Consider the following 16,564-nt stretch of genomic DNA (forward strand, 5'->3'; position numbering starts at 1 on the left):
CGCGCCGTTGCCGCGTCTTGCCTTCTGCATGGCCCACTCCAGCGCCGCCTCGACCGGTGAGGTGGTCGTGTCGATATCGTTGCCGTAGAGGCAGAGGCCGGCTTCCAGGCGCAGCGAATCGCGGGCGCCAAGGCCGATCGCCTGGACATCGGGATGCTCGAGCAACCTCATGGTGACATCCTCGGCCTTGTCGACGGGGATCGAAATCTCGAAGCCGTCCTCGCCGCTATAGCCGGAGCGCGAGACCAGACAGGAAACATCGTGCAGGCGGCAATGGCGCACGTCCATGAATTTCATCGCCGCGACGTCGGCCCAGAGCTCGGCGAGAACTTCGACCGCGCGCGGTCCCTGTAGCGCGATCAAAGCGCGATTGAGGAGCGTGATGTCGCACTGGTCGCCGATATGGGCCTGCAGATGAGCGAGATCGGCCTCCTTGCAGGAAGCGTTGACGACGATGAAAAGGTGATCGTCGAGATGAGTGATCATCAGATCGTCGAGAATGCAGCCGGTATCATCGGTGAAGAAGCCATAACGCTGGCGGCCTTCGGCAAGGCCGAGGATATCGACCGGCACCAGGCTTTCGAGCGCCAGCGCCGCATCCTCGTAGCTGCCAGATTTCGCCTTCACGATGACCTGGCCCATGTGGGAGACATCGAAGAGGCCGGCTTCGGCGCGGGTATGAAGATGCTCCTTCATGACGCCTGCGGGGTATTGCACCGGCATGTCGTAACCCGCGAACGGCACCATGCGGGCGCCGAGCGAAAGATGCAGGGCATGCAGCGGGGTTTTCTTCAGGGCAGCAGTATCGTCCAAAAGACGCCTCCGGGGTTTGCGCCTTCTCACGAAGGCGCGGGCTCAAATCTGAAGGCGCGGCTGCGCACTTCTCTCCTGAGCCCCCTCTGTCCCTTTGCCTGAGATTGTTATCCCTTCGGCGAGCGTTTCGAGAACGCTTCTCTCCAGAGTTCCGTCTGCCCCTTGCTGGTCCTTTTGCCTGAGAGTTTCCGGGGCGGTTGCTCCTTCGGCACCGGTGGCGAAAGCACCGGCTTCTCCCAACAAGGTTGGCGCAATTATCCGGCGGGTGTAGCGCTTGGCAAGGCCAAATGTCGTGACCGGACAATTTTTTGTCGCCATATCCATGCCAAGCCCTGATCTGCGGCAAATCTGCTTTTGCATTCCGTGGGGAAACCGGCTATCGCGACATGCTGTTGAAGGGGATCTCATGCGGCAGACCGGACTGAAAGCGACGCTCTTCCTGCGCATGCTTTGCGCATTGAGCCTGCTTTTGCTTGGCCTCGCCCATCAGGCACCTCAGGCTGTCGCCTCCGAAGGCTACGATGCAGCGGCCTATGTGCTGCCTGACGGTACCTTCGCCTCGCTCTGCGTCACCGTGAAGGACACCGACGGCAAGACCGTCGCCTTCAAGCCGAATTGCGAAGCCTGTCGGCTGTCGGCCTCCGTCATCCTGCCGGCGCCGGATGCGGGCTCCTGGCTCGAGCGCAAGCTCGCCGCGCTGATCAACGCGCCGATCGAAACCTCAGCAGTTGCCAGCGTAAGCGCCGTCAGCCGGCCGAATTCCCGCGCACCTCCCGTCCTCGCCTGATCTGCTTCCGCAACCCATGATGCAGCATGCCGGTCCGCCCGAGAGAGGTCCGTGGCCGGCGAGGAGATATCCGATGAAAACTATCAAGACATTTGGCAAGACATTCGGGCTTGCCGCCGTTCTTTCCGCGACCGCCTTTGCCGGCGCTGAGGCGCACGTGACCTTCCTCGACAGAGAGGCGAAGCAGGACAGCACCATTCTTGCCACGCTGCAGGTGCCGCACGGCTGCGACGGCAAGGCGACCACGGAAGTGCGGGTCAAGCTGCCGGAAGGCTTCGTCTTCGCCAAGCCGCAGCCGAAGGCAGGCTGGGAGCTCGACGTGATCAAGGGCGACTACCAGAAGACCTACGACAATCACGGCGACAAGGTGAAGACGGGCGCGATCGAAGTGCGCTGGAAGAACGGCAATCTCTCCGACGATTTCTACGATACTTTCGTCATCCAGGGTAAAGTGTCAGGAGTCGAGGCCGGCACCTCGCTCGCCTTTCCGGTGACGCAGATGTGCGGCGATACGGTCACGGCCTGGGATCAGGTGGCAAAGGAAGGTGGCGACGCGCATGGACTGAAAAGCCCGGCGCCGCTGTTGAAGGTCGTCGCCGGCGAAGACCATGGTCACGACCATGACGATATGGCCGGCATGGACATGTCCGGCATGGCTGGCATGGCCGCTGCCGCACCGGCTGGCGAAACGGTCAAGGCCGGCGATCTCGAAATTTCCGGCGGCTTCGCCAAGGCAATGCTGCCCGGCCAGCCGGTCGGCGGCGGCTTTTTCACGGTGAAAAACAACGGCAAGACGGACGATCGCCTGCTGTCCGTGACCTCGCCTGTATCAGGCGAAGTTCAGATCCACGAGATGGAGACCAAGGACAACGTCATGCGGATGCGCCAGCTGAAGGACGGCATCGCCATCGCCGCTGGTGAGACGGTCAAGCTTGAGCCCGGCAACCTGCACCTGATGTTCCAGAAGGTGAAGACGCCGTTCAAGCAGGGAGACACGGTGCCGGTGACGCTGACCTTCGAAAGGGCCGGCAAGGTCGATCTGGTCCTGCAGGTGCTCTCCGCTCAAGGCAAGTGAGAGCAGCGATTCAAAGTGCTACAGCGTCCTTTGCGCGTCTGGAAAGACGCGCGGCGCTGTAGTTAAAAAAAGCCCGCGACAGCAATCGCAGTCGCGGGCTTTCGTTTGGAAGGCGATAGCCTCAGAAGTCTTCGTAGGATCGCAGCGCCTGTTTCAGGCCGGACTGCGGCTGGCGGTTGCCCTTCGCCATCAAGTCGAGCGCAACTTCGGTTGACTGGATGATGCTGGAGGGCTCGTCTATTTCCTCAGTGCCTTCGGCCTTCAACTGCCGGTCGACAGCCCGCCGTGCGTCGCGCGCCGCAGTGCTCGTCGCGACACGCTGCGGGATTCGGAGCGACTCGAAAGCAACCGCGGCGGTGTTGGCCGATATGGACAGGAGCTGGGTCATGCCAGTCACCGTATCGGCATGACCTTGGCGCCATCATAAGAAAATCATTGGCATTTTACAAAATGGTAAGAATTCATATGAGCTCGATTGGAATCACTTTCGCAACGCGGTAAATCCGGCTCATGATCCAGACTCTCCTTGTCGCCTTCGGCGGCGCTATCGGTTCCGTTCTCAGATATTACGTCGGTCAGTGGACGCTACGTCTCATGGGGCCGACCTTTCCCTGGGGAACGCTTGCCGTCAATGTTGTCGGCTGCTTCGTCATTGGCGTCTTCGCCGAGCTGATCGCGCGGAAGTTCAACGCCTCGACGGAACTGCGCCTTTTGCTGATCACCGGCTTCCTCGGTGGCTTCACCACTTTTTCGGCCTTCTCGCTGGATGCCATCTCGCTGTTCGAACGCGGCGAGGCTGTTGCCGGCGGCATTTATATCGCTGCGAGCGTCGGACTTTCGATGGCGGCCGTCATAGCAGGCCTTGCTGTCATGCGCGCTTTGGCCTGATTTCTTTTCCGGTTTCCGTTTTGCGTGAAAATGCTCTAAAGGCTGCGGCAAGAACGCCGGCTCGGCCTGCGCTGCAATTTCCGAAAGATTTTTTATGGCTGGCATTGAACATATCAAGGTTGAACCCGACGAAGCCGGCATGCGGCTCGATCGCTGGTTCAAGGTACACTTTCCGGGGCTCGGTTTCGGCCCGCTGCAGAAGCTGCTGCGCTCCGGCCAGGTGCGCGTCGACGGCGGACGTGTCAAATCGGATGCGCGCGTGCAGCCCGGCCAGACGGTGCGCGTGCCGCCGCTGGATGTCGATGCCAAGCTGAAGTCAGGACCGATCGCCGGCAAGGATCTCAAGCATTCGACGGATTTCGAACTGCTGTCGCGCATGGTGCTGCATGAGGACGAAAAGGTGATCGTGCTCAACAAGCCACCCGGTCTTGCCGTGCAGGGCGGCTCCGGCGTCGCCAGGCATATCGACCAGATGCTCGAAGCCTGGACCAGCCCGAAGGGCGAGAAGCCGCGGCTCGTCCACCGTCTCGACCGCGATACGTCTGGTGTTCTCGTCATCGCCCGCACCCGCGGTGCCGCGCAGAAGCTGACGGCGGCCTTCCGCGAGCGCGATACCAAGAAGACCTACTGGGCGCTGGTCAAGGGCGTGCCACGCAAACACGAAGACAAGATCTCGACCTGGCTCGTCAAGGAGCCGACGGCTGACGGCGACCGCATGCGTATCGCCAAGCACGGCGAGGATGGAGCAGATCACGCCGTCTCCTTCTATCGTGTGCTCGAAACCGCCGCCCAGAACCTCGCCTGGCTGGAGATGGAACCCTATACCGGCCGTACCCATCAGCTGCGTGTGCACGCGCTGCATATCGGCCATCCGATCATCGGCGATCCGAAATATTTCGACGACGATCCGAATTGGGATTTTCCAGGCGGCGTCCAGAAGAAGCTGCATCTGCACGCACGTCACATCGACATCCCGCACCCCTCCGGCGGGCGCCTGCGCATCAGTGCGCCGCTGCCGTCGCATATGGTGCAGACCTGGAATCTTCTCGGCCTCGATCTCGCCAGTGCCGAAAGGGACGCCGAATGAAACTGGCGCTTTTCGATTGCGATGGCACACTGGTCGATAGCGCCGGTCTGATCCACGAAACCATGCGCAGGACCTTCGATAAGTTCGGCAGGCCGGAACCGCGCTTTGAAGACACCAAGGCCATTATCGGCCTGTCCCTCGATATTGCGATTGCCCGCATGCAGGGCAGGCAGCATGTGGAGCAGGAAGACATCGACATGACGGCGCATTACAAATCGCTGTTCTCGATCGTGCGTCAGGACCTCGATTACAGGGAGCCGCTGTTTCCCGGCATCCGCGAGATGATCGACGCGATCAGCGGGCGCGATGACCTGCTGATCGGCGCGGTGACGGGCAAATCCCGCCGCGGGCTCAAGCTCGTGATGGAGACACATGGTTTCGACGCGCATTTCATCGTCGCACGCACCGCCGACGATTGCCCCTCCAAGCCGCATCCAGCCATGGTGACGGAATGCTGCGATGAAACCGGCATGAATGCCGCCGACACCATTGTCATCGGCGACGCGGTTTACGATATGCAGATGGCAAAGGCTGCCGGCGCCAAGGCGATCGGTGTTGCCTGGGGCTATGCCAGCGTGGATGAGCTGATCGCCAACGGCGCTGATGCGATCGCCTACCATCCGAACGAGATATTGCGTCATTTTTCTTGAGGTGAGCCCATGCGCGATCTGCTGAACGACCTTTCCGAAGGCCTGAGCCATCCCGATCCCATCCGCCGCGCGCAGATCCAGATGAAGAAGCCGCTGCCGAAGCGCTTCTATACCGACGTCTCCATTGCCGAACACGAGGGCGGTTTTGCGATCACGCTCGACGGCAAGATGGTGCGCACGCCGGCACGGCAGGTTCTCGCCGTGCCGACCGAGGCGCTCGCGCAGCTTGTCGCTGCCGAATGGCAGGCGCAGGGCGAGGAGATCAATCCCGTGAGCATGCCGGTAACGCGGCTCGTCAACACCGCACTCGACGGCGTTGCCGCCAACGCGCAGGCGATCTTCGAGGATATCCTGCGCTTTTCTTCCAGCGACCTCATCTGCTACCGAGCGGGGGAGCCGGAACTTCTGGTCGAACGCCAGGCCGAGCACTGGGATCCCGTGATCGACTGGGCGGCGAATGATCTCGGCGCCCGGTTCATCCTCGTCGAAGGGGTGATGCCTCAGGAGCAGCCGCGCGAGGCGACTGCCGCCTTCGCCGTCACGCTCGCGAGATATGATAGCCCGATGGCACTTGCAGCGCTCCACACGGTCACCACGCTGACCGGCTCGGCGATCCTGGCGCTCGCCTTCGCCGAGGGCCGGGTAACGACTGAGGAGGCCTGGTCGCTTGCCCATCTCGACGAGGATTGGACGATCGAGCATTGGGGCAGCGACGAGGAAGCCGAGGAGCGGCGGGCCAAGCGCTTTGCCGAGTTCAAAGCGGCAGCGGATGTTTTTTTCGCCCTAAGCGCCTGAAACATATTGCCTTCCAATGCATTATGACGAAGTCTGCGACTCCAACGGGGTGGTGCGGGATTTTGCAATGAATTGGCTGAGGTCGTGTTTTTGCCGGGCCGCACTTGTCTGTATCGCGCTTACGGCCTGCGTCGGCCTCTCGGCCACCAAGCCGGAGGCACCGGTCTATGATGTGCGCAGCGCCGTCGTTCTCTCCGGTCCGAACATGCCGGCCGAGCTGCTTTCCGGCATCAACGACCGCGTCAACGCCGCGATCAACGCCACCGTGCGCGACACCGTGCTGCCGCGGGTGGTGCTGACGATCCGCGTGGTTTCCATCCAAAAGGGCCTCGGCTTCCAGAAGGACCGCAACGTCGCCAAGATCAGCATCGACGCGGCCTCGGTCGAGGACGGCTCGGTCATCGCCGTCAGCGCCTTCGACGTGACCAGCATTGCTGCTGATCCCAAGCTTGCCGACGAGATCCTGGCCGAGGACGTCGCGGCAAGGATACGCTCGGTTTTCTCACTCAGCGGGCGCGGGCGCTAAATAGTTAGAACATGATGTTGTCCGAAAACCGCGCTCACTTTTCGGCATCATGCTCTAGCGCATAATCCAACCGCCGGATTGCCGCCCGCAGCGGCGAGGGAGATTACATGAAGGAAATTCTCGAGGAACTGGAACGGCGCCGCGGCATTGCCCGCCTTGGCGGCGGCGAAGCACGCATCGACGCCCAGCACAAACGCGGCAAGCTGACGGCGCGCGAGCGTATTGACCTCTTCCTCGATGAGGGCTCCTTCGAGGAATTCGACATGTTTGTCGAACATCGCTCCACCGATTTCGGCATGGATAAGAGCCGGATTGCCGGCGACGGCGTCGTCACCGGCTGGGGCACGGTCAATGGCCGCACGGTGTTCGTCTTCGCCAAGGACTTCACCGTCTTCGGCGGCTCGCTATCGGAAGCGCATGCCGAGAAGATCATGAAGGTGCAGGACATGGCGCTGAAGAACCGCGCGCCGATTGTCGGTATCTATGATGCGGGCGGCGCCCGTATCCAGGAGGGCGTGGCGGCTCTCGGCGGTTATGCCGAGGTATTCCAGCGCAATGTGCTCGCCTCCGGCGTCATTCCGCAGATCTCGGTGATCATGGGTCCTTGCGCCGGCGGCGACGTTTATTCGCCTGCGATGACAGATTTCATTTTCATGGTGCGTGATACCTCCTACATGTTCGTCACCGGTCCCGATGTGGTGAAAACCGTGACCAACGAGACGGTGACGGCCGAAGAACTCGGCGGCGCCGTGGTGCATACGGTGCGCTCGTCGATTGCCGATGGCGCCTATGACAATGACGTCGAAACGCTCTTGCAGGTACGGCGGCTGATCGATTTCCTGCCGCTGTCAAATACCGCGCCGCTGCCCGAGATCGAATGTTACCAGTCGGTGACAGAGATCGACACCTCGCTTGACACGCTGGTGCCGGCGAGTTCCAACAAGCCTTACGACATCAAGGAACTGATCCGGAAGGTGGCGGACGAGGGGGATTTCTTCGAGATCCAGGCGAGTTTTGCCGGAAATATCGTCTGCGGCTTCGGCCGCGTCGAAGGCTCCACCGTCGGTTTCGTCGCCAACCAGCCGATGGTGCTGGCCGGCGTGCTCGACAGTGACGCATCGCGCAAGGCGGCCCGTTTCGTGCGCTTCTGCGACTGCTTCAACATTCCAATCGTCACCTTCGTCGACGTGCCGGGTTTCCTGCCGGGTACGGCGCAGGAATATGGCGGCCTCATCAAACACGGCGCCAAGCTGCTCTTTGCCTACGCCGAGGCGACGGTGCCGAAGCTCACCGTCATCACCCGCAAGGCTTTCGGCGGCGCCTATGACGTGATGGCGTCGAAGCATCTGCGCGGTGATCTCAACTATGCTTGGCCGACGGCGCAGATCGCCGTGATGGGCGCCAAGGGCGCCGTCGAGATCATCTTCCGCAAGGATATCGCCGATCCCGAAAAGATCGCCGCCCATACGAAAATGTATGAGGACCGGTTCCTCTCGCCCTTCGTTGCCGCCGAGCGTGGTTATGTCGACGAGGTGATCATGCCGCATTCCACCCGGCGGCGGCTGGCGCGCGGGCTGAAGATGCTGCGCAACAAGGATCTCGCCAATCCGTGGAAGAAACACGACAACATCCCGCTTTAACGTTTTCCGCCGAACAAAGCTGCGCGATCGGGTGTTTACCCGCTGTCGAAAAAGTGAACGGCCGTCAGCGATCCGTGTGTTCAATCCTTGCGAGGGACAGGCTAACGCTCGGCTCTTATTGTTTTAATGGAGAGGTTTAATGTCAACTTTCGAGCGTCTTTCTGCCTATCGCCCCTATGGGCTGGCCGCTCTCAGAATCATCACCGCGCTGCTGTTCATCGAACACGGCACGATGAAGCTTTTCGCTTTCCCGGCTGCGCAGATGGCCGGCCCGCTGCCGCCGCTGATGCTTTTCGCCGCCCTTCTTGAGCTTATCGGCGGTATCCTCATTCTCGTCGGCCTGCTGACGCGCCCTGTCGCCTTCCTCCTCGCCGGTGAAATGGCCGTCGCCTATTTCATGGCGCATGCTCCGAACAGCTTCTTCCCGGCCGTCAACCAGGGTGACGCCGCGATCCTGTTCTGCTTCGTCTTCCTTTACCTGTTCTTCTCCGGTCCCGGCGCTTTTGCCGTCGATAACCGCAAGACAGCCTGAACGATAGACTGAGGGGCGTCGCGACGCCCCTCAGTCTGACATCAGGCGGTAAGCTTGAGACCGGCGATGCCGGCGACGATCAAAGTGATGCAGGCAAGACGGGAGACACTTGCCTCATCGCCGAGCAGCCAGATGCCGAGAAATACGGTGCCGACCGTGCCGATGCCGGTCCAGACCGCATAGGCGGTGCCGATCGGCAGGTGCTTCACCGCCAGGCCGAGCAGCACGATGCTCACCACCATGGATATGACGGTCAGCGCCGTCGGCAGCGGCCGCGTGAAACCATCGGTATATTTAAGGCCGATTGCCCAGCCACATTCAAAAAGACCGGCGAGAAAAAGCAGAAACCAGGCCATGCGACTCTCCTTGTTCAAGAGCGAGGCCGTCCCCGCGACAGTTGCATCCTGGAGGATGCCGCAGTCGTCTGCGATAACGCCTATATGCGTGAGGCGGCGGCGGTGTTCAAGGTCGGAATCGGCACGGCTGCCATGCCACCCGTTTCTTGCGGGCTTGGGAGCCGGATCAGGATTGCCCGCCAGCCTCGGCGGAAAGGCTCTTGGCGCGGCGGCAGAGGCGATCGAAGGTTTCGAGGAAGCGTGAACGGTCTTTCGGGCTGAAGGCGGCGTTGTAGCCCTTGCTCTCGCCGGTTTCACGCAAGTGCGCGCCGAGATCGCGCATGGCGCTCGCCATGCCGATATTGGTCTCGTCGAAGACGCGCCCTGTGGGTCCGCTGACGAAGGCGCTAGCGGCGACACAGCGTACGGCAAGCGGCACATCGGCGGTGACGACAACATCGCCCGCACCGGCTCGTTCGGCGATCCAGTTGTCGGCGGCGTCAAAGGCGTTGGAGACGATGACGTTGTGGATCATCGGATCGCGCGAGGGGCGCAGGCCGGAATTGGCCACGAAGGTGACTTCGAGGCCGAGACGTTCGGCCACCTTCAGGATTTCCGGCTTCACCGGGCAGGCATCGGCGTCGACATAGATCAAAGGCTGTTTACCTCATTCAATGCCGACGCCTGATACGCGCGGATTACTCGCGAGTCCAGATTTCGCTCGCAACCTTTTCCGAGCCGCCATAGGTCCAGACACCCTGCCAGCTGCCGTCCGGCTGCTCGAAATACATGGCGATGCCGAAATTCTCCTTGGAGACGTAGCCGACGGAGATCGCCGTATCCTCGTCGCTTGCCGGACCCATTTCGAAACGATCGCCGCTGAATTTTGCGCCGAGGCCGGTGCCGATCGACTCGTTCTTGCCGATCATCCAGTCGACGATATAGGTCTCGCCGTTGCGAAGCACCTTGACGGTGCCCTGATATTTGCTGCCGTCCTCGCTGGTGCCAGCGACCTTGTAGGAACCTGTGGGGTCCGCAAATGCAATGGCGGGCAGTAACACAAATGCACAGGCCGAAATAATAGTCCGAAAAATCATAGGGCCCCCCTTTTGGCGAAGCACGATTGCCAAGCACCGAAGCGGTAACATGAAAGGGCTTCACACTTGGTGAAGCCCTCTGCAGATCAGGCCCGTTATTTTTGGGGTATCGAGCGGTTTTACTTCAAGCCCGCAGTCTTTGTGTCATGCATTAGTACACCACGACGCCGCGGATGCTTTTGCCTGAATGCATCAGCTCGAAGCCCTTGTTGATGTCTTCGAGCGGCATGGTGTGGGTGATCATCGGATCGATCTGGATCTTGCCCTGCATGTACCATTCGACGATCTTCGGCACGTCGGTGCGGCCGCGCGCGCCGCCGAAAGCCGTGCCCATCCAGTTGCGGCCGGTGACCAGTTGGAACGGACGGGTGGAGATTTCCTGGCCGGCGCCGGCCACGCCGATGATAACCGACTTGCCCCAGCCGCGATGGCTGGCTTCCAGTGCCTGGCGCATCACCTTGGTGTTGCCGGTGCAGTCGAAGGTGTAGTCGGCGCCACCGATCAGGTCGCCGTTGCGTTTGGTCAGGTTGACGAGGTAAGGCACGATGTCGTCACCGACCTCCTTCGGATTGACGAAATGGGTCATGCCGAATTTCTCGCCCCATGCCTTGCGGTCAGGGTTGATATCGACGCCGATGATCATGTCGGCACCGGCAAGACGCAGGCCCTGAAGCACGTTGAGACCGATGCCGCCGAGACCGAAGACGATCGCCGTGGCGCCGATCTCCACCTTGGCGGTATTGATGACCGCACCGATGCCGGTCGTCACGCCGCAGCCGATGTAGCAGATCTTGTCGAACGGCGCGTCGGGATTGACCTTGGCAAGGGCGATCTCCGGCAGCACGGTGAAGTTCGAAAAAGTCGAGCACCCCATATAGTGGTGGATCTTGTCCTTGCCGATCGAAAAGCGGCTCGTTCCATCCGGCATCAGCCCCTGGCCCTGGGTAGCGCGGATCGAGGTGCAGAGATTGGTCTTGCGGGAAAGGCAGGAATAGCACTCGCGGCATTCCGGGGTGTAGAGCGGAATGACATGGTCGCCCTTCTTGACCGAGGTGACGCCGGAGCCGACATCGACGACGATGCCGGCACCCTCATGGCCGAGAATGGCCGGAAACAGGCCTTCAGGATCGGCGCCCGACAGGGTGAAATCGTCGGTGTGGCAGATGCCCGTCGCCTTGACCTCGACCAGCACTTCGCCGGCCCGCGGCCCTTCCAGCTGCACGGTCATCACTTCCAGCGGTTTTCCGGCCTGAACGGCAACGGCGGCGCGAACGTCCATCTTCACATCTCCCTGTCGATTTTTGTTGGTTCCCAGCTGATTTATCGGGCTGAGCTTGGCATGGTCGGCGAACTCGGCTCAAGCGAAAACGGCCGGTCGCCCGGTCTTTTCCTCTCAGGCGAATTCCATGATCACGGCATCGACGGCCAGGCTTTCGCCGGCCGCGGCATTGATCTTCGAGATGACGAGATCGCGGTCGGCGCGCAGCACGTTTTCCATCTTCATCGCTTCGACGATCGCAAGCGTCTCACCGGCCTTGACCTCCTGGCCCTCGGCAACCGCGATGGCGACGACGAGGCCAGGCATCGGGCAGAGCAGGAGCTTGGAGGTATCGGGCGGCAGTTTCACCGGCATCAGCCTGTCGAGCTCGGCATGACGCGGCGAAAAGACCTTGGTAATCACTGAAAGCCCCTGCCAGTCGATACGCAACCCGTTCAGAACGGGGCGAATCTGCGCGGTGATGTCGCGACCGCCGACCTTGCCGCTCCAGACAGGATCCCCCGGTCTCCAATCGGTGACAACACTCTTGCTCTCGCCCTCTATCGCCCCCTCGATCGCGATGTCCATATCGAAGGGGATAGTGACGAGGCCGTCGAGCAATCTTGCAGCGACGTGGTTGTCGCCGATCTTGACCACCCATTCCTCGCGCAGCGCGCCCGATGCGGCGCGCAGACGATCGGCGAAACGTTCGCGGCGGTTTGTCTCGATCAGCGAGGCGGAGAGGGCGATGCCGGCAAGCACGGCTTCTTCCGCCGGGTCCGGTTTCATCGGCGCAAAACCATCGGGATATTCCTCGGCGATGAAGCCTGTGGACAGCCGGCCCTCGCGCCAGCGCGGATGTTTCATCAGCGCCGACAGGAAAGGCACATTGTGCTCGATGCCATCGACGACGAAGCCGTCGAGCGCCCGGCCCATGGCGTCGATCGCCTCGGGCCGGGTCGGCGCCCAGGTGCAGAGCTTGGCGATCATCGGATCGTAGTACATCGAAATCTCGGCACCCTCGAAGACGCCGGTATCGTTGCGGATAACGACATTGCCGGTCCTGCCTTCCGCCGGCGGGCGGTAACGCGTCAGGCGGCCGATCGAGGGCAGGAAGTTGCGGTAGGGATCTTCGGCATAGAGCCGGCTCTCAATCGCCCAGCCGTCGAGCCTGATGTCCTCCTGAGCAAAGGGAAGGGGCTCTCCGGCTGCCACCCGGATCATCTGCTCGACGAGATCGATACCGGTGACGAGTTCGGTCACGGGATGCTCGACCTGCAGGCGGGTGTTCATTTCTAGGAAATAGAAATTGCGGTCGCGGTCGACGATGAATTCGACGGTGCCGGCGCTCTGGTAATCGACGGCCTTCGCCAACGCCACCGACTGTTCGCCCATGGACTTACGGGTGGCTTCATCGAGGAAGGGCGAGGGCGCCTCTTCCGCGACCTTCTGGTTCCGCCGCTGGATCGAGCATTCGCGCTCGCCGAGATAGACGACGTTGCCATGCGCGTCGGCCAGCACCTGGATCTCGATATGGCGCGGCTCGACGACGAACTTCTCGATGAAGACGCGGTCGTCGCCGAAGGAGCTTTTTGCCTCCGAGCGGGCGCGCTCGAAGCCGTCACGCACATCAGCCTTGTTCCAGGCGATGCGCATGCCCTTGCCGCCGCCACCCGCCGACGCCTTGATCATGACAGGATAGCCGATCTCGCCAGCGATCACTTCCGCATGGGCGGCATCTTCGATGATGCCGAGATGGCCCGGCACGGTGGAGACACCGGCGGCATTGGCGAATTTCTTCGATTCGATCTTGTCGCCCATCGCCATGATGGCCTTCGGCTTCGGGCCGATGAAGACGATGCCCTGCTTTTCGAGTTCAGCGCAGAAGGAGGCGCGTTCGGAGAGGAAGCCGTAACCGGGGTGGACGGCCTCGGCCCCCGTCGCCTTGCAGGCGGCGATGATCTTTTCGGCGACGAGATAACTCTCCGACGCCGCCGCCGGGCCGATATGCACAGCCTCGTCAGCCATCTCGACATGCAGCGCGTCCCGATCCGCATCCGAATAGACCGCGACGGTCAGAATCCCCATGCGGCGCGCAGTCTTGATCACGCGGCAGGCAATTTCGCCGCGATTCGCGATCAGGATTTTCTTGAACATGGAGACTCCACCCAGAAATGCATCCCGGAGTTTTACGCACAAAACACCGGAACGCACAATCAGGCTTGCGGAGCGTCAGGCGACGGCAGCTTCGGAGACAGGTTCCTCGTCGACGATGCGCAGCCAGCGGCTGCGACGCGGCTCGGCATAATCGCGCAGCTCGACGGCAGCCATGATCCCCGCCCAGTGCGGATGATTGGCGCCGGACAGCGTTGCCTGCTCGATCTGCTGGAGAACGCCGTATTCGACCGACGAGACGGGGATGATGCCGCCTTCGGCGACGCTTCTGAAGATGCGCATTGCGTAGTCGACGTCCTGGCGGGTGATGCCCCGGCGATCGATGGCGCGCGACAGCTTGTAGCCACCGATATTGTCGGTGATCGCCAGACGAAGCTGATCGAGGGCAAGCGCTCTCAACTCAACTGGGACATCGGTCGAAATCTCCATAACGTGGAGAATGAGCTCGAGCTCGAGCGCCGAGTTGACGACACCATTGGTCGTGAACATGCGCATGATCCAGGCGACGTTGATTTCATCCAGCGAGCCCTGCGGATAGGTGTAATGGACGATGAAACCGGCGAGCTGCTCCACGAAGAAAGCGTTCCAGTCGGCACATTTTTCAGGGCAGGAATTGTTGAGCGCCAACATCGCCACGACGTCGTCGGATGTCCGGATACCCTCCGGAAAACTATGTTTGCGCAGCAGTACTATATCTTCGGCCGTCAGCCGATGCTTGCCGGCCACGACACAGGCCGGAAAAGCGAGACGAAATTCGCTCATGTTTTAACTCCAGGCTTCATCATGAAACCGGAGACAGTTTTAGCGCCTGCGAATTGACGATCCCTCAAGAAGAGGAGTTAATCTGATATTCCCGAGGTCAGGAAGATTTTAACGTTTGCGCCTGCAGCCGCTCGCGCCAGATGATGAAAAGGCCTGATGCAACGATGATGAAGATGCCGATCCATTTGGAAAAGCTCGGGAAATCGTTGAACAACGCATAGCCGAGAACGGTCGCCGAGATAATCTCGAAGTACTGGAACGGCGCAAGCAGCGACAGCGGAGCGAGGCGGAAAGCCCGGACCACGAGCATATGCGCATATCCCGAGATCGAGCCGAGGGCGAGAAGCAGGATAAGGCCGAGACCGGAGGAGGGCAGAGAGACGGCAAAATCGGCATTGCCGAAACTGTTTCCGACGAAAAGCGCAGCCGCCATGAAGATCGTTCCGCCGATGCCGGCCATCGTCTGCATGGTCAGCGGCGAATCGGCCTCGCCAATGGCGCGGTTGAGGAAGAGATAGAGCGAGAACAGAAAGGCGCAGGCGACCGGGAGCAGCGCCTTCAGCCCGAAGATCTCGTAGCTTGGCTGAATGACGATCATTGCGCCGCCGAAGCCGACGATGATCGCCATCCAGCGCCGCCAGCCGACCTTGTCGCCGAGAAACAGTGCCGACATCGCGGTCAGCATGAAGGGCTCGACGAAATAGATGGCGAAGACATCGGCGAGCGGCATGTATTTGACGGCGACGAAGAAAAGCAGGCTCGCAGCGCCATGCAGCACGCCGCGCAGCAGATTCATCCATGGCCGTTTGGCCGAAAGCGCCTTAAGCCCGAAGAGGGCGAAAAGAATCGGCAGGGTACAGGCGATCTGAAAGAAGAATCGGTAGAAGGTCACCTGGCCCGGCGACATCGCCTCGAAGGTCGCCATGTATTTGGCGATCGCATCCATGGTCGGCAGGATGAGCATGGCGCCGGACATGATGGCCATGCCCTGCAGGGAATTTTGATGGGGCTCTGACATGGCTGCTGATTCTTGCGAGGATGACGCCATCAATCACGGGAAAGCCAGGCAATCAAGCCAAGCAACCGCAAATAGCTTCGAGGTGAAATCGAAATCATCGCTTAGAGAGCGTTTCCCTGAAGGGAAATGGTGCGGTCGAGAAGACTCGAACTTCCACGGGTTGCCCCACAGCGACCTCAACGCTGCGCGTCTACCAATTCCGCCACGACCGCATCGTGGTAGGTGCCGATTTGCGTCGGCGGGGCAGCATGTAGCAAAAGCATCTGGGGTGCACAAGGGCGATATGACAGTTTTTTTGAAAACCGCTCACAGCATTTGAATTGGCCCCGAAACAGGTCCATATAGCTGTCCTGCCGCCCCCTTTTCGCAGGCATTTCGGGGAGAGCGGCAAGGAATGACCATGCTTCGCACCGATCTCGAATTCTCTATGCTTCCCCGACTCGGAACCCGGCCGGTACGCTGGCGCATCGCCGATGGCCTCGTTCCCTATGAGGAGGCGGTGGAGACGATGGAGCGCGAGGTGGCGGTGATATCAGATGGCGGCGATGAACTCGTCTGGCTCGTCGAACATCCGCCGCTCTATACTGCCGGCACCAGCGCCAATGCGAGGGACCTCGTCCAGCCGAACCGGTTTCCGGTCTTTGCGACAGGGCGTGGCGGTGAATATACCTATCATGGACCCGGCCAGCGCGTCGCCTATGTCATGCTCGACCTGAAAAGGCGGCGCCAGGACGTGCGCGCCTTTGTCGCTGCCCTTGAAGATGTCGTCATCCGCACGCTCGACATGATGAATGTCCGCGGTGAGCGACGTGAAGATCGCGTCGGCGTCTGGGTGCGCCGGCCGGAAAAGCCGTTGCTGGCCGATGGGACGATGGCCGAGGACAAGATCGCCGCTCTCGGCATAAGGCTGCGGAAATGGGTGACCTTCCACGGACTGTCGCTCAACGTCGATCCGGATCTTGATCATTTCGGCGGCATCGTGCCCTGCGGGATATCAGCCTATGGCGTGACCAGCCTCGTCGATCTTGGCCTGCCTGTGATGATGGCTGATGTCGATATCCGGCTGCGCACGGCCTTCGAAGCGGTTTTCGGGGAAACGATGGGAGAAACCTGACCCTTTGGGGAA

The 16,564-nt window shown here is 61.0% G+C and carries 19 protein-coding genes, 1 tRNA gene and 2 riboswitches; of the genes, 10 read left to right on the top strand and 10 right to left on the bottom strand.

All coding sequences use genetic code 11. The features are described 5' to 3' along the window. Nucleotides 1-813, bottom strand: an 813-nt coding sequence (gene gcvT / locus MOV76_RS19670) for a glycine cleavage system aminomethyltransferase GcvT (RefSeq protein ID WP_247265120.1), incomplete at its 3' end; no start/stop codon positions are given. 76 nt (nucleotides 814-889) lie between these two features. Beyond that, nucleotides 890-970: riboswitch (glycine riboswitch) on the bottom strand. 3 nt (nucleotides 971-973) lie between these two features. Continuing rightward, nucleotides 974-1,062, bottom strand: a riboswitch (glycine riboswitch). Nucleotides 1,063-1,219: 157 nt separating this feature from the next. On the opposite strand from gcvT, the gene MOV76_RS19675 reads away from it, so the two are divergent. After that, entirely contained in the window at nucleotides 1,220-1,600 is a 381-nt protein-coding gene (locus tag MOV76_RS19675) for a hypothetical protein (RefSeq protein ID WP_018445234.1), read from the top strand. A 73-nt stretch (nucleotides 1,601-1,673) separates the two neighbouring features. Continuing rightward, nucleotides 1,674-2,675, top strand: a complete 1,002-nt coding sequence (locus MOV76_RS19680; protein ID WP_028733767.1) for a DUF1775 domain-containing protein — start codon at nucleotides 1,674-1,676, stop codon at nucleotides 2,673-2,675. 121 nt (nucleotides 2,676-2,796) lie between these two features. Here the strand turns inward: MOV76_RS19680 and MOV76_RS19685 are convergent, their stop codons facing one another. Further along, nucleotides 2,797-3,063, bottom strand: coding sequence for a hypothetical protein (locus tag MOV76_RS19685; RefSeq protein WP_028733766.1), 267 nt, complete (start codon nucleotides 3,061-3,063; stop codon nucleotides 2,797-2,799). Between the two features lie 122 nt (nucleotides 3,064-3,185). Between MOV76_RS19685 and crcB the strand changes: the two genes are divergently transcribed. The 7 genes from crcB (at nucleotide 3,186) to MOV76_RS19720 (ending at nucleotide 8,793) form a co-directional block, all read left to right on the top strand. Beyond that, nucleotides 3,186-3,563 carry a fluoride efflux transporter CrcB gene (gene crcB / locus MOV76_RS19690; protein WP_247265121.1) on the top strand — a complete coding sequence of 126 codons (378 nt, stop codon included), beginning with the start codon at nucleotides 3,186-3,188 and terminating at the stop codon, nucleotides 3,561-3,563. Between the two features lie 94 nt (nucleotides 3,564-3,657). Beyond that, complete coding sequence (locus tag MOV76_RS19695; RefSeq protein ID WP_018242151.1) at nucleotides 3,658-4,650, top strand: RluA family pseudouridine synthase; 993 nt, start codon at nucleotides 3,658-3,660, stop codon at nucleotides 4,648-4,650. Further along, the gene (locus MOV76_RS19700; RefSeq protein WP_018242150.1) at nucleotides 4,647-5,300 is read left to right on the top strand and encodes an HAD-IA family hydrolase; all 654 of its coding nucleotides are present in this window, start codon (nucleotides 4,647-4,649) and stop codon (nucleotides 5,298-5,300) included. Before MOV76_RS19695 ends, MOV76_RS19700 begins: the two co-directional genes overlap by 4 nt. A gap of 9 nt (nucleotides 5,301-5,309) precedes the next feature. After that, the gene (locus MOV76_RS19705; protein ID WP_018242149.1) at nucleotides 5,310-6,095 is read left to right on the top strand and encodes an ATP12 family chaperone protein; all 786 of its coding nucleotides are present in this window, start codon (nucleotides 5,310-5,312) and stop codon (nucleotides 6,093-6,095) included. A 67-nt stretch (nucleotides 6,096-6,162) separates the two neighbouring features. After that, on the top strand, nucleotides 6,163-6,621 hold the full coding sequence (locus tag MOV76_RS19710; RefSeq protein ID WP_168319113.1) for a hypothetical protein: 459 nt from the start codon (nucleotides 6,163-6,165) through the stop codon (nucleotides 6,619-6,621). A gap of 107 nt (nucleotides 6,622-6,728) precedes the next feature. Continuing rightward, entirely contained in the window at nucleotides 6,729-8,261 is a 1,533-nt protein-coding gene (locus MOV76_RS19715) for an acyl-CoA carboxylase subunit beta (protein WP_018445240.1), read from the top strand. A gap of 139 nt (nucleotides 8,262-8,400) precedes the next feature. Further along, on the top strand, nucleotides 8,401-8,793 hold the full coding sequence (locus tag MOV76_RS19720; RefSeq protein ID WP_018242146.1) for a DoxX family protein: 393 nt from the start codon (nucleotides 8,401-8,403) through the stop codon (nucleotides 8,791-8,793). Nucleotides 8,794-8,834: 41 nt separating this feature from the next. Here the strand turns inward: MOV76_RS19720 and sugE are convergent, their stop codons facing one another. The 8 genes from sugE to MOV76_RS19760 all read right to left on the bottom strand — a co-directional run bounded on the left by sugE (nucleotide 8,835) and on the right by MOV76_RS19760 (nucleotide 15,650). Next, nucleotides 8,835-9,149, bottom strand: coding sequence for a quaternary ammonium compound efflux SMR transporter SugE (gene sugE / locus MOV76_RS19725; protein WP_018072208.1), 315 nt, complete (start codon nucleotides 9,147-9,149; stop codon nucleotides 8,835-8,837). 166 nt (nucleotides 9,150-9,315) lie between these two features. Further along, nucleotides 9,316-9,783, bottom strand: coding sequence for a YaiI/YqxD family protein (locus tag MOV76_RS19730; RefSeq protein ID WP_018242145.1), 468 nt, complete (start codon nucleotides 9,781-9,783; stop codon nucleotides 9,316-9,318). Between the two features lie 43 nt (nucleotides 9,784-9,826). Beyond that, the gene (locus MOV76_RS19735; RefSeq protein WP_018242144.1) at nucleotides 9,827-10,225 is read right to left on the bottom strand and encodes a hypothetical protein; all 399 of its coding nucleotides are present in this window, start codon (nucleotides 10,223-10,225) and stop codon (nucleotides 9,827-9,829) included. A gap of 151 nt (nucleotides 10,226-10,376) precedes the next feature. Then, on the bottom strand, nucleotides 10,377-11,504 hold the full coding sequence (locus MOV76_RS19740; protein ID WP_018246033.1) for an S-(hydroxymethyl)glutathione dehydrogenase/class III alcohol dehydrogenase: 1,128 nt from the start codon (nucleotides 11,502-11,504) through the stop codon (nucleotides 10,377-10,379). A gap of 114 nt (nucleotides 11,505-11,618) precedes the next feature. Next, nucleotides 11,619-13,640, bottom strand: a complete 2,022-nt coding sequence (locus MOV76_RS19745; protein ID WP_247265122.1) for an acetyl/propionyl/methylcrotonyl-CoA carboxylase subunit alpha — start codon at nucleotides 13,638-13,640, stop codon at nucleotides 11,619-11,621. Between the two features lie 75 nt (nucleotides 13,641-13,715). After that, nucleotides 13,716-14,420, bottom strand: a complete 705-nt coding sequence (locus MOV76_RS19750; RefSeq protein WP_028733758.1) for a hypothetical protein — start codon at nucleotides 14,418-14,420, stop codon at nucleotides 13,716-13,718. Nucleotides 14,421-14,517: 97 nt separating this feature from the next. After that, the gene (locus MOV76_RS19755) at nucleotides 14,518-15,468 is read right to left on the bottom strand and encodes a DMT family transporter (protein ID WP_018242140.1); all 951 of its coding nucleotides are present in this window, start codon (nucleotides 15,466-15,468) and stop codon (nucleotides 14,518-14,520) included. Between the two features lie 97 nt (nucleotides 15,469-15,565). Beyond that, nucleotides 15,566-15,650, bottom strand: a tRNA-Leu gene (locus tag MOV76_RS19760). Between the two features lie 182 nt (nucleotides 15,651-15,832). Between MOV76_RS19760 and lipB the strand changes: the two genes are divergently transcribed. Then, nucleotides 15,833-16,552 carry a lipoyl(octanoyl) transferase LipB gene (gene lipB / locus MOV76_RS19765; protein WP_130652458.1) on the top strand — a complete coding sequence of 240 codons (720 nt, stop codon included), beginning with the start codon at nucleotides 15,833-15,835 and terminating at the stop codon, nucleotides 16,550-16,552. Nucleotides 16,553-16,564: the final 12 nt, after the last annotated feature.

It is taken from the genome of Rhizobium sp. PRIMUS64, assembly GCF_023006465.1.
Taxonomy (GTDB): domain Bacteria; phylum Pseudomonadota; class Alphaproteobacteria; order Rhizobiales; family Rhizobiaceae; genus Rhizobium; species Rhizobium leguminosarum.

Bases quoted from the DNA above. Each gene is read 5' to 3' on its own strand.
- MOV76_RS19675 (WP_018445234.1), top strand. From the start codon at position 1,220: ATGCGGCAGACCGGACTGAAAGCGACGCTCTTCCTGCGCATGCTTTGC.
- MOV76_RS19680 (WP_028733767.1), top strand. From the start codon at position 1,674: ATGAAAACTATCAAGACATTTGGCAAGACATTCGGGCTTGCCGCCGTT.
- MOV76_RS19685 (WP_028733766.1), bottom strand. From the start codon at position 3,063: ATGACCCAGCTCCTGTCCATATCGGCCAACACCGCCGCGGTTGCTTTC.
- crcB (WP_247265121.1), top strand. From the start codon at position 3,186: ATGATCCAGACTCTCCTTGTCGCCTTCGGCGGCGCTATCGGTTCCGTT.
- MOV76_RS19695 (WP_018242151.1), top strand. From the start codon at position 3,658: ATGGCTGGCATTGAACATATCAAGGTTGAACCCGACGAAGCCGGCATG.
- MOV76_RS19700 (WP_018242150.1), top strand. From the start codon at position 4,647: ATGAAACTGGCGCTTTTCGATTGCGATGGCACACTGGTCGATAGCGCC.
- MOV76_RS19705 (WP_018242149.1), top strand. From the start codon at position 5,310: ATGCGCGATCTGCTGAACGACCTTTCCGAAGGCCTGAGCCATCCCGAT.
- MOV76_RS19710 (WP_168319113.1), top strand. From the start codon at position 6,163: ATGAATTGGCTGAGGTCGTGTTTTTGCCGGGCCGCACTTGTCTGTATC.
- MOV76_RS19715 (WP_018445240.1), top strand. From the start codon at position 6,729: ATGAAGGAAATTCTCGAGGAACTGGAACGGCGCCGCGGCATTGCCCGC.
- MOV76_RS19720 (WP_018242146.1), top strand. From the start codon at position 8,401: ATGTCAACTTTCGAGCGTCTTTCTGCCTATCGCCCCTATGGGCTGGCC.
- sugE (WP_018072208.1), bottom strand. From the start codon at position 9,149: ATGGCCTGGTTTCTGCTTTTTCTCGCCGGTCTTTTTGAATGTGGCTGG.
- MOV76_RS19735 (WP_018242144.1), bottom strand. From the start codon at position 10,225: ATGATTTTTCGGACTATTATTTCGGCCTGTGCATTTGTGTTACTGCCC.
- MOV76_RS19740 (WP_018246033.1), bottom strand. From the start codon at position 11,504: ATGGACGTTCGCGCCGCCGTTGCCGTTCAGGCCGGAAAACCGCTGGAA.
- MOV76_RS19745 (WP_247265122.1), bottom strand. From the start codon at position 13,640: ATGTTCAAGAAAATCCTGATCGCGAATCGCGGCGAAATTGCCTGCCGC.
- MOV76_RS19750 (WP_028733758.1), bottom strand. From the start codon at position 14,420: ATGAGCGAATTTCGTCTCGCTTTTCCGGCCTGTGTCGTGGCCGGCAAG.
- MOV76_RS19755 (WP_018242140.1), bottom strand. From the start codon at position 15,468: ATGGCGTCATCCTCGCAAGAATCAGCAGCCATGTCAGAGCCCCATCAA.
- lipB (WP_130652458.1), top strand. From the start codon at position 15,833: ATGACCATGCTTCGCACCGATCTCGAATTCTCTATGCTTCCCCGACTC.